This window comes from Methylovulum psychrotolerans (genome assembly GCF_002923755.1).
In the GTDB taxonomy this organism is placed as follows: Bacteria; Pseudomonadota; Gammaproteobacteria; order Methylococcales; family Methylomonadaceae; genus Methylovulum; species Methylovulum psychrotolerans.
Genome location: NZ_PGFZ01000041.1, coordinates 1 through 4,169, shown reverse-complemented (window position 1 = coordinate 4,169; position 4,169 = coordinate 1). Strand labels below are relative to the sequence as shown.

Annotated in this window: 5 protein-coding genes and 1 CRISPR repeat array; all 5 genes read right to left on the bottom strand. The window is 51.6% G+C overall.

All coding sequences use genetic code 11. The annotated features are described in order from the left end of the window. Positions 1 to 1,125 precede the first annotated feature (1,125 nt). Positions 1,126 to 1,520: a CRISPR direct-repeat array (repeat unit 29 nt; unit sequence CGGTTTATCCCCACGGGCGTGGGGAACGG). A gap of 79 nt (positions 1,521 to 1,599) precedes the next feature. After that, positions 1,600 to 1,902 carry a type I-E CRISPR-associated endoribonuclease Cas2e gene (gene cas2e / locus AADEFJLK_RS23180; RefSeq protein WP_103975978.1) on the bottom strand — a complete coding sequence of 101 codons (303 nt, stop codon included), beginning with the start codon at positions 1,900 to 1,902 and terminating at the stop codon, positions 1,600 to 1,602. Further along, entirely contained in the window at positions 1,883 to 2,794 is a 912-nt protein-coding gene (gene cas1e, locus AADEFJLK_RS23175) for a type I-E CRISPR-associated endonuclease Cas1e (protein ID WP_103975977.1), read from the bottom strand. Before cas1e ends, cas2e begins: the two co-directional genes overlap by 20 nt. Next, the gene (locus tag AADEFJLK_RS23170) at positions 2,794 to 3,216 is read right to left on the bottom strand and encodes a type II toxin-antitoxin system VapC family toxin (RefSeq protein ID WP_103975976.1); all 423 of its coding nucleotides are present in this window, start codon (positions 3,214 to 3,216) and stop codon (positions 2,794 to 2,796) included. Before AADEFJLK_RS23170 ends, cas1e begins: the two co-directional genes overlap by 1 nt. Next, positions 3,203 to 3,460: a hypothetical protein gene (locus AADEFJLK_RS23165; RefSeq protein WP_103975975.1), complete on the bottom strand. Its 258-nt coding sequence runs from the start codon at positions 3,458 to 3,460 to the stop codon at positions 3,203 to 3,205. Before AADEFJLK_RS23165 ends, AADEFJLK_RS23170 begins: the two co-directional genes overlap by 14 nt. A 73-nt stretch (positions 3,461 to 3,533) precedes the next feature. Further along, the coding region (cas6e, locus tag AADEFJLK_RS23160; protein WP_103975974.1) for a type I-E CRISPR-associated protein Cas6/Cse3/CasE at positions 3,534 to 4,169 on the bottom strand (636 nt) is incomplete at its 5' end.

Below are 4,169 nucleotides of genomic sequence, written 5' to 3'. Positions count from 1 at the left end.
AAACCCCCAAAAACCCCCCAACAAAAAATGCTGCCGTCCGCGAAGGACAAGGGGTTTCGGGGCTACGACGGAAACCGTTTATGTCCGACATAAACGGTTTCAAAGACCCCGCGCCATCGCCAAACCCGACCGCCAAAAGCGGTGGTTTTGCCCCGGCGCGGGGCAAAGAGGCCAAAAAAGACAGGCCGCCAGCGGCGCTGCCCAAAAGGCATCGGGGAAATGCCGTCTTGCCCAAGCCCGGCAGACGGGCGCAAAACGGAGGTGAAGTGACCCGCAGCCCCTCACAGGACGGCAGGCAAGCCCAGGCACAACATCACAGATGCTACCCAAAGTTTGGAGGAATTAATGCCTGGCGGCCACGTCGCTTACCGTGCCGACAAGTCATTGTTTCTGTTAGTGTCGCGTACAGAGACGCCGTGTTTTCAAATCGCGGCGAAAGCCGCTTTGTTTCTATGCCGCAGCCAAAGGCCGCTGTGTTTCAATATCACGGCAAAGCCGCTGTGTTTCTAAAGTTGTCCCGGGCGGCCTCCTGCCATCAAAACACTGACTTAAGCCCCGACTGTTTATTCGTCGTTTAAGGCGCTGAACTGGCGCCGCCTGATGACCCCTGCCTGGAATCACGATATGCGGATAAGATTGTCCGCCAAGCCATACACCGCTGTCAACCGGATGATTAAACGGCGGATTCCGCCGCCTTGCATCCACCGAACTCCACTAAAAAAACGCCACTTTTCGCGCTTACCATTCCCGCCAACCCCCGTAAGAATAAGCCGTGCGCAACTGAGGCGCAACTAGGGCGCAACTAGGGCGCTATTAGGGCGCAACTAGGGCGCTATTAGGGCGCTATTAGGGCGCAATTAGGGCGCAACTAGGGCGCAATTAGGGCGCAACTAGGGCGCAACTAGGGCGCAATTAGGGCGCAACTAGGGCGCTATTAGGGCGCTATTAGGGCGCTATTAGGGCGCAATTAGGGCGCAATTAGGGCGCAACTAGGGCGCAATTAGGGCACAACTAGGGCGCAACTAGGGCGCAATTAGGGCACAACTAGGGCGCAACTAGGGCGCAACTAGGGAACTGTCAGTACGGAGGTAGGGTGCAATTTAAACAAACGACAGATTTATTCCGTGGATCATCCCCACGGGCGTGGGGAACGGGGCAGGTGGTCGGCTCGGACAATTTCAATTCACGGTTTATCCCCACGGGCGTGGGGAACGGTCAAAAACGTTGCTTGTCAGTTTTGCCAGTTCCGGTTTATCCCCACGGGCGTGGGGAACGGAATATGATGCGTTAATTAAGAAATATTCCTGTCGGTTTATCCCCACGGGCGTGGGGAACGGTCAATACCGCGCCCGGTCATAACGCGGCCTGTCGGTTTATCCCCACGGGCGTGGGGAACGGTTTGCGGAATTTTTCTTGCTGGCGCATAGACTCGGTTTATCCCCACGGGCGTGGGGAACGGTTACATTAACGGTATCTGAAAAGACTGCCGCCCGGTTTATCCCCACGGGCGTGGGGAACGGACTTATCTTAACTTATTGTTAGATAAGAAGAAATAATGCTGTTAAATTTCCACCAATTTTTCTGACTTTTTCCATGTTGTTAAAGAGCCGCATCATCTGCACCCTCAATAGGATAAAACGACACCAATTTCAATCCGTCCAGTTCCACTGGCAAGCGACGGTTTTTGCCTAATGTCACAAAATCAAAGCCCGATTCGGTGTTGGTAGACCAAGCCATCACTGCGTTGCCGTCTTCAAGCCCATCTTCAACTTGCGACCAGATCATTTCGCGCACTTTTTTCGACAAGTCACCCACATAAACTCCTGCGCGGATCTCGATCAGCCAAACCGCTAACCTACCGCGTAAACGTAGTGGGGCGTTTTCAACTACGATGACCAACATCGCCGATGTTCTCCGGGTTGGGTATGGCGGGAGCTATAGATTCTTCAAACGGAGTGGGGATCGTCAACTCCCCAGCCGCCAGCACGTCTTCAATGGTGGGAATGATTTTCTTGAGGATTTTACTTTGCCGGAATATATCACGGCACATCAACCGGACTTCACGCTCAGGTTGTGCGTAGTTTTTGGCGGCAATTTTGAAGGCGTGTGGGATAATGTCATCAAATTTGAAAAGGTCGGCGATGTCATAAACGAAGGAGAGCGGTTTGCCGGTATGTATAAAGCCAATTGCGGGCGCGTAACCTGCCGCCAATACTGCCGCTTCGGAAATGCCGTACAGACAGGATGTGGCGGCGCTGATGCAGCGGTTAGCCATATCGCCGCTGTCCCAATCGGTGTAATCGTAATTGCGGCCTTTCCATTCCACGCCAGCTTGTTTGGCTAGCAATTGATAGATTTTTTTCACCCGTGCGCCTTCAATGCCGCGCAGTTGTTCCACGCTACGACGTTCCGGCGGTTTTTCACCAAAGCGGATTTCATACATTTTGCGGACAACTTTTAAGCGGGCGACATCGTCTAGGGCCAGTTTGGCTTGGTAGAGCAAGCGGTCAGACCTTGCCCCGCCCGGCTGGCCTGACGCATAAACCCGCACGCCCGCTTCCCCGACCCAAACCAGCAACGTCCCTGCCCTGGCCGCTAAAGCTGCGGCCATATGCGAGACTCGCGTCCCTGGTTCGAGCATGATACAGGCGATGGAACCGACGGGTATGTGGGTACGGATGCCGGTTTCGTCGATGACGACAAACGCGCCGTCTTTGACATCAATCTGGCCTTTTTCGATGAAGACGAGGGAGACGCGTTCTTTCATGGTGATAGGTTTGAGAGGTGGGAGCATTAGTGTTCCGGCAACAACAGATTTTGGAAGGGCTGGTGGTTCTTCCATCGGTAAGCGTTAAAATCGCGCTGGTCAGTGGAGAGAATTCGCCCGTGCCCAAGGTGTTCGGCTAGGATGACCAGGGACGCGTCGGCTAAATCCATGGGGAGGTTAGCGTATTTCTGCATCAGGGCTTGAACCTGCGGCAAACACTGCACATTAATATCAAAAACCGAGACCAAGTCAGATTTTAGTGCGCCAATAAAGTTTATCTGGCTTTGCACACCTAATGTCTTACCTAACAAATAGCTGGTTTCGGTCATGACAGGCCATGTGGTAATCAACCCTTCATCCAGGTGTTGCATAACCGTGATGGCTTGGCGATGGTAGCGGTCTTTTTTGTTAAAAAATGCGAACCAAAATCCTGTGTCAGTCAATACCATGTTTTTCCTTCCAACCTTGCAGCAGATAGTCTTTATGGTTGACAGACAAGTCTTCCGGCCCTTCCGCAGTACCCGCCAGCATTTCCAGTAATATCCGGTTCTTTTGCCTGCCTGTCAGGGCTGTTTTTTCGTACAACAAATCCAAAGCTTGCTTGATAATTTCTGGCGTATTCAATTGGGTGGCTTCATGTATGGCGGCTATTTTTTGTTGGTAGCTGTCGTCGATTTGGGTATTGATTTGCATGGATCACCTATGAAAAAGATGGGGTGTTGTATGAACTATAACAGTTAATATTCATACCTAAAAGCAAGGACTATTATGTTCGCCTAATCATCAACAGGCCACAGCCAAAGGCCTTGGCGCGGCCTATGCCTTGGAATAAGGCTTGCTCGAATTTTTGCACATCGGTGATTTCAAGTTCGCCACAAAAATCGACCGTGCTAAAGCCAGGTTTATCTTCTTTTTTCTTGGCTTTGGCGGGCAAACCATGCCAGAGGTAGCCGCTATTTTGCAATTTGCTTAAACCGTCATCGTCTACCAACAACTCAAATCCCAAACGTTCACCTTGTTTTTTCAGCCAACCTTCTAAAGCCACATCCACTTGGGCTTTTATCGCCAATTCCAGTTTATCGGCGAGCTGGGCTATTTGCTCTAAGCGTTCGGCGTAACGAAGATCATTTGTCAGCAACTCAGTCAAGCGCAGGCTTAAGGCTTCACCGCCGTTTGCCAGCAAAAGTTTTTTGTACTCGCCTTTCTTAGGTTTGGCTGAGAGCAATGAATCCAGTTGGAAATTCTTAACGAGCGAGGATAGAAACTGTAACTGGGCATCCATCACCACATCATGCTTTTTGCCTTGCCGAGTAACAACCGGATTGACCCGGCACCCGAATCCCAGACGTTGACCTTTTTCCAGTTGCGGGCGGTAATGTTTCGATTCAACCGTAAACAGCGA